This window comes from Actinotalea ferrariae CF5-4, from assembly GCF_000603945.1.
GTDB classification, from domain to species: domain Bacteria; phylum Actinomycetota; class Actinomycetes; order Actinomycetales; family Cellulomonadaceae; genus Actinotalea; species Actinotalea ferrariae.
In genome coordinates this window covers 1-6,105 of sequence record NZ_AXCW01000231.1, presented here as the reverse complement: position 1 = coordinate 6,105, position 6,105 = coordinate 1, and the positions used below count along the sequence as shown (strand labels likewise).

The 6,105-nt window shown below is 75.1% G+C and carries 7 protein-coding genes; 1 reads left to right on the top strand and 6 read right to left on the bottom strand.

Going from position 1 to position 6,105, the window contains the following annotated elements; translation table 11 throughout:
• Positions 1 to 337 (bottom strand): hypothetical protein (locus N866_RS15110; protein WP_034227882.1); only part of this gene is annotated, 337 nt, incomplete at its 3' end.
• Positions 338 to 425: 88 nt separating this feature from the next.
• Positions 426 to 1,097, bottom strand: coding sequence for a TetR/AcrR family transcriptional regulator C-terminal domain-containing protein (locus N866_RS15105; RefSeq protein ID WP_034227881.1), 672 nt, complete (start codon positions 1,095 to 1,097; stop codon positions 426 to 428).
• A 118-nt stretch (positions 1,098 to 1,215) separates the two neighbouring features.
• Here N866_RS15105 and N866_RS15100 point away from each other — a divergent pair, with 118 nt between their 5' ends.
• Complete coding sequence (locus N866_RS15100; RefSeq protein WP_052023116.1) at positions 1,216 to 2,253, top strand: NAD(P)-dependent alcohol dehydrogenase; 1,038 nt, start codon at positions 1,216 to 1,218, stop codon at positions 2,251 to 2,253.
• Positions 2,254 to 2,265: 12 nt separating this feature from the next.
• On the opposite strand, the gene N866_RS15095 is transcribed toward N866_RS15100, so the two are convergent.
• From N866_RS15095 to N866_RS15080, 4 genes are all read right to left on the bottom strand, one after another.
• Positions 2,266 to 3,420 carry a pyridoxal phosphate-dependent aminotransferase gene (locus N866_RS15095; RefSeq protein WP_034227880.1) on the bottom strand — a complete coding sequence of 385 codons (1,155 nt, stop codon included), beginning with the start codon at positions 3,418 to 3,420 and terminating at the stop codon, positions 2,266 to 2,268.
• Between the two features lie 49 nt (positions 3,421 to 3,469).
• Positions 3,470 to 3,871 (bottom strand): TFIIB-type zinc ribbon-containing protein, encoded by a 402-nt coding sequence (locus N866_RS15090; protein ID WP_034227879.1) that lies wholly within the window; start codon positions 3,869 to 3,871, stop codon positions 3,470 to 3,472.
• 57 nt (positions 3,872 to 3,928) lie between these two features.
• Positions 3,929 to 5,476 carry a GGDEF domain-containing protein gene (locus N866_RS20045; protein ID WP_052023115.1) on the bottom strand — a complete coding sequence of 516 codons (1,548 nt, stop codon included), beginning with the start codon at positions 5,474 to 5,476 and terminating at the stop codon, positions 3,929 to 3,931.
• Between the two features lie 124 nt (positions 5,477 to 5,600).
• Positions 5,601 to 6,105: low molecular weight protein-tyrosine-phosphatase (locus N866_RS15080; protein WP_034227883.1), on the bottom strand; the 505-nt coding region annotated here is incomplete at its 5' end.

The following is a 6,105-nucleotide window of genomic DNA, read 5'->3' as shown; positions in this document are numbered from 1 at the left end:
CACAGAGGGGAGCCAGATCCGGGCGGGTGAGCGCCACATCTCGCACGACCGGCGATCGCGCAGCCGCCGCCGTCAGGATCAGCTGGGAGCCGCCATGGTCGAACTGGTTCTTGCTCCAGTCCACCCCGTCACGGAAGTCCGCCCCTCTCAGCTCGCGGAAGTCGTTGCCCTCGACGCGATGGCGACCGTGCCCTGCGGAGAAGTTGCCGTCCCAGAGGCCCGTGAAGGAGCACCCCACGAAGGTGCACCGGAGCGTCCCGAGCGCCACCTTCACCTCCACGTCATGGAACAGGCGCGACGTCGGCTGCAGAGGTCTGCGCTGGGACGAGGTCGCCATCAGGGGAGAGAGGCGTTTCCATGTTCCCCCTGGCGTCCTGGATGACGGGCAACCAGCCCGTCCGTGTGATGGCAGTGCAGGAGATCCGCTACTGACCGCCCTCGTCTGTGCGCAGGTCCCGCTCCAGGCCCTCCAGCACGAGCTCCAGGCCGTACTCGAACTCGTCGCCGAAGTCGTACCCCGGCTGCAGGGCGTGGCCGGCGACCAGCTCGGCCAGGTGCGGGAAGTGCTCGGCCATGTCCGTCGTCTCGGCGATGCCGTCCGCGATCTCCTGAACACCCTGACCGGGGCTGATCGGGAGGCTGACCTCCTGGGCCAGGAAGCCGTACAGGTGCGCGTCCACGAGCGCGAACGCGTGCGCCGTCATGGGCAGGGAGAACCCGGCCGAGCGCAGCACGCCGATGACCGCGTCGAGGTGTGCGAGCGTGCTGAGCCCGGGGGTGCTGCGCGCATTCATCAGCGGGATCACCCAGGGATGACGCCGGATCACCGCCCGCGCCGAGTGCGACCGCCGACGCAGCTCGTCCTTCCAGTCCCCGCCGACGACGGGCGCGTAGAACTCGGCATAGATGCGGTCGACGACGCCGTCGAGGACGTCGTCGCGGTTCGGCACGTGGTGGTACAGCGACATCGCCTCGACGCCGAGCGCCCGGCCGAGAGCGCGCATGGTCAGCCCCTCGACGCCCTTGTCGTCCGCGAGCGCGATCGCCGCGTCGACGATGCGCTCTCGGCTGAGCGGTGTGCGGGTGCCTGCCGGCACTGCGCCTCCCGTCGTCGTCCTCTCGCCCTGTCAGGCGGCTTACACCATAAGGCTTGACGCGACTTACGGCGTAAGACTAGCGTCCGGCGCACCAGCCTTACAGCGTCAGGGAGTCGTCATGCCGTCGAGCCAGCCCGCCCAGCAGGCAGCCGGGACCAGCCACCGCCCCACCATCCGCGCCGCCGTGCGATCCGAGTACGGCGGCCCCGAGGTCGTGGAGGTCCGGGACGTGCCGACGCCGACTCCGGGCCGTCGCCAGGTCCTCCTGCGCGTCGTCGCCGCCGGAGTCGACCGCGGCCAGGTCCACATGATGACCGGCACGCCGAGCGTCATGCGGCTGGCCACCGGCCTGCGCCGCCCGCGGCGGACGGGCCTCGGGCTGGAGGTCGCGGGCGTCGTCGAGGCCGTCGGCCCGGACGTGACGGGACTCGTCGTCGGCGATGCGGTCTACGGCGCCGCGACGTCGTCGTTCGCCGAGCTCGCCGTGGCCGACCCCCGCAAGATCGCGCGCGTCCCCACCGGGGTGGACCTCGTCCGGGTCGCCGCGCTGCCGGTCTCCGGGCTCACCGCCCTCCAGGCACTGCGGGACGTCGCTCGCGTGAAGGCCGGCCAGCGGGTCCTCGTCATCGGCGCATCCGGCGGCGTCGGCTCCTACGCCGTGCAGCTCGCCGCGGCGATGGGCTGCGACGTCGTCGGCGTGTGCAGCGCCGCGAAGGCTGACCTCGTGCGCTCGCTCGGGGCCTCGGAGGTCGTCGCGTACGACGAGCAGGAGCTCCCGGCCGACGGCGCGTTCGACGTCGTGCTCGACATCGCCGGTGGCCGGCCGGTCGCCGAGCTGCGGAAGGCGGTGCGCCCGGCGGGCACCCTCGTGCTCGTCGGCGACGAGACCGGCAGCACCGTCACCGGCAACCTGGGCCGCCAGATCCGGGCGAGCCTCGCCTCGCTGGTCGCCCGCCGCGGGCCACGGGTACGCATGTTCGTCTCGTCGACGCGTAGGGCGGACCTCGAGGAGCTGGCCGGCTACGTCGAGCGCGGCCAGGTGCGGCCCACCCTGGAGCGCACCTTCCCGCTCGAGGAGACCGCAACCGCCCTCGCGCATGTCCACGAGGGCCGCGTCCGCGGCAAGGTCGTGGTCGAGATGCCGAAGGAGTCCTGATCGGACGGTGCCTCAGCGCTGCCAGGCCTCGATCCGGTCCAACGCCTCGTCGACCGCGGCCTCCCCCGCCGCGAAGGACAGCCGCACCCACCGGTCGCCGTCGACCGGGTCGAAGTCCGTCCCCGGCGTCAGCGCGACGCCGGTCTCGGCCAGCAGCCCGGCGCACCAGCCGACCGAGTCGTCCGTCCCGACGTCCGCGTAGAGGTAGAACGCGCCGTCCGGTGGCGCGACGGACCACCCCAGCGCCGGCACGCGCTGCAGCAGCAGGTCCCGCGCCGCGGCGTACCCGCGGACCCGCTCGTCCGCCTCCGCGTACGACTCCTCCGTGAACGCCGCGAGCGCCGCGTGCTGCGCCAGCGCCGGCGGACACAGCGCGAGGTTCCCGGCGAGCGCGTCGACCGGCGGCACGAGGTCCGGCGGCAGCACGAGCCACCCCAGCCGCCAGCCCGTCATCCCCCAGTACTTCGAGAAGCTCGAGACGACGACGGCGCCCTCGTCCGACCGGCCCGCAGCCGTTGCCCCCCGCCCCGCGTCGCCGTAGGTGATGCCGTGGTAGATCTCGTCGCTGACCAGCCGCACCCCGTGGTCCGCGCACCAGCCGACGACGGCGTCCAGCTCGGCCCCGGTCACCATCGTCCCCGTGGGGTTGGCGGGGCTCGCGAGGACCAGGCCTGCGAGCGGGGCGTCGTCGTGCGCGGCGGCGAGCTGCGCGGTCGTCGGGCGGAAGCCGGTCGCCGGGCCGCAGTCCAGGTCGACCACGTCGACGCCCAGCGACGTGAGGATGTTGCGGTACGCCGGGTAGCCGGGCCGGGCCAGCGCGACGCGGTCCCCCGGCTCGAACGCCGCCAGGAACGCGAGCAGGAACGCCCCCGAGGACCCGGTCGTGACGACGACGCGCGCCGGGTCGACGTCGACGTCGTACCAGCGGCCGTAGTGCGCGGCGAGGGCCGCCCGCAGCGCCGGGGTGCCGATCGCCTCGGTGTAGCCGAGGTCGCCGTCGGCGAGGAGGCCCATCGCCGCCGCGCGCACCGCCGCCGGGGCGCCGGCCGCGGGCTGCCCTGCGCACAGGCTGATGACGGACTCCCCCGCCGCGGCCCGGGCGTTGGCGGCCGCGAGGACCTCCATGACGGCGAACGGCGGGACCTGGGCGCGTCGGGCGATCCTCATCCCCCCATGGTGCCGGGTGCTGCCGTCGGCGGACGGGGTGGGAGGCGGCTCAGAAGTCGAACAGCTCCTCGAGGAAGCCCTTCTTCTTGCGGCGCTTGTCGTAGCGCGGGTCGTAGCCGCGCGGGTCGGCGCCCTGCCGCGGGTCGTACCCACCGGCGTACCGCGGGTCCGCCGGACGGGAGTCACGCCGCGGGTCGTACGCGCCGTACCCGGGCTCGGGCCGGGCGTCCCCGAAGCGCGGCTGGAACCGCGGGTCGTGCCGGTCGGGGCGGTACTCGCCCGTGGCGGCGTCCAGGGCCGACGCGGCGGCGGCCGGGCCCGTGGACCGCTCGATGATCTTGTCCAGCTCGCCGCGGTCCAGCCACACCCCGCGGCAGGTGGGGCAGTAGTCCACCTCGATGCCCTGGCGTTCGGTCATGACGAGCTCGACGGCGTCGACGGGGCAGCGCATCGGAGGTCCTCCTCGGTGTGCGGGTCGCTCGGTCGAGCATCCCACCCTGGACGACGCTCACGCGCCGACGGGAGTTCCCCCACGGGGCACGTCGGGCACGTCGGGCACGTCCACCACGTCCGGCGCGTCCACCACGTCCGGCGCGTCCCGCAGGTCGAGCCCCGCGACGTGGACGACGACGCCCGACCCCGTCGCCTTGGACCGGTACATCGCGACGTCGGCGCGGCGGACCAGCTCGTCGAGCGGGCCACCGGCGTCGAGCGCGGCGACGCCCGCGGCGGCGGAGACCCGCACGACCACGCCGCCGAGGTCGAACGGCTCCTCGAGCACCGCCACGGCGCGCTCCGCGACGAGCACGGCCTCCCGCTCGTGGCCCGAGAGGAGCACCGCGAACTCGTCCCCGCCCAGCCGCGCGACGAGGTCACGGTCGCGTCCGCTCCGCCCGTCCCGCACCACGCCCCGCAGCCGCCCGGCCACGAGTCGCAGGAGCTCGTCGCCGGCGCCGTGCCCGTGGCCGTCGTTGACCTGCTTGAAGCCGTCGAGGTCCAGCAGGACGAGCGCGCACGGGGTCCCCCGCTCCACCCGGCGCTCCCCCGCGCCGTAGAAGGCCCGGCGGTTCGCCAGCTCGGTCAGCTCGTCCGTCAGGGCCAGCTCGCGGCTGCCCGCCAGGGCCGCCACCTCGCGGAACGCCATCGCCATCCGCGCGACGGCCAGGACGACGGCGAGCGCGGCCGTCCACCGCACCACCTGCTCGCCGTCCGACGTCCCGAGGAGCACGACGACCGAGACGAGCGCACCGACGAGGGGCACGACGATCACCGGCGGTCGTGACCGGGGCGACGGCGGCTCCGGCGCGGGTCGGCGCGCCCCGACGGAGAGCACGACGAGCGTGAGCCCGACCATCCAGCCGAGACGCAGAGGACCGTCGGCCGGGTCCGTCGCGGCACCTGCGCGCAGCGCGAGGTACGCGGCGTCGGTCCCCACGAGCGTCAGGGCCCCGGCCGCCAGCAGCCAGAACGCGCGCCCCAGCCGCCGGCGCCGCACGACCACGACGCTCAGCGCCGCGACGACGATCGCCGACTCCCCGACGGCGTAGCCGGCGTTGACCGCGGACGCGGCCAGGTCGGAGCCGTCCCAGTCCTCGGCGGAGAGGACGAACGCCGCCACGAAGGCCGCGCCCCCGGCGGCACCGATGGCGAGGTCGACCCAGTCCGACGCGTGGGCACGCCGGCGCATGCCGTGCCCGACGAGGGCCGCGACCAGGAGGACGGGGAACGGCGCCCACAGCAGGTCCCCGAGAACGGGGTCGTCCACCCCGCGGGGCTGCGGGACGAGCAACCGGTGCAGCCACGCGCCGCAGTAGCAGAGCACGCCGGCCACGACGAGGCCGTCCGGCGCCGGTGCCCGGTGCACGGCAAGCCGCGCCGCGGCCAGGAGCGCTCCCAAGACGAAGGCTGCGGCCCCGGTCCAGACGCCCGCCACCGGCACCGATCCGGGCACGAGACTGCCCAGGACGACGTCGGCGAGGTGGAGCAGGAGGAGGCCCGCGAACCCCGTGGTGAGCGCGAGGACCGCGAGGCGGTGCACCGGCTCCCGACCACGCATGCCTCAGGATCGGCACTGGCCGACGTCCCCGCAGGTGAACGGCGGGTGAACTCCGACGCGGACCGCCGTCGTCCGGCCGTCGCCGGGCGAGGACCGGGCGGGCGTGCCGCGTCCGGTCCTCCCGTCAGTCCGGCGGACCGCCCGCCCGGCCTGTCGACCCGCCCTCCTGCGCCGCCCGCAGTGCCCGGCGCACGTGCTCGACGACGCCGTCGGCGGCCGCCTCGACCTCCGCCAGCGTGGTCTCGAACCCGACCTGGTCGCCGTACCAGGGGTCGTCGACGTCGAGCTCGTGCTCCGGCACCCCGGTCGGCGCGGCGGGGTCGAAGGACCGGTACATCCGCACCCGCTCGGCCAGGGCCGGCTCGTCGTGGCCGATGCGGCGCAGCGCGCGGGCATGGCTCGCGGTCATCGCCAGGACCAGGTCGTGCGAGGCCAGGTCGACGGCGGTCACCTGGCGGGCCCGGCGCCGCGGCACGTCGTAGCCGGCCGCGCGGAGCACCACCTGGGCACGGTGGTCGATCGGGTTGCCGTCCTCCTCGCCGCTCACCCCGGTCGAGTCGACGACGACGACGTCGCCCAGCCCCGCGCGCTCGAAGCGGTCGCGCAGGACCACCTCGGCCATCGGGGAG

Excerpts from the sequence above, each read along its gene's own strand:
- N866_RS15100 (WP_052023116.1), top strand. The coding sequence starts at position 1,216 with ATGCCGTCGAGCCAGCCCGCCCAGCAGGCAGCCGGGACCAGCCACCGC.
- N866_RS15095 (WP_034227880.1), bottom strand. The coding sequence starts at position 3,420 with ATGAGGATCGCCCGACGCGCCCAGGTCCCGCCGTTCGCCGTCATGGAG.
- N866_RS15090 (WP_034227879.1), bottom strand. The coding sequence starts at position 3,871 with ATGCGCTGCCCCGTCGACGCCGTCGAGCTCGTCATGACCGAACGCCAG.
- N866_RS20045 (WP_052023115.1), bottom strand. The coding sequence starts at position 5,476 with ATGCGTGGTCGGGAGCCGGTGCACCGCCTCGCGGTCCTCGCGCTCACC.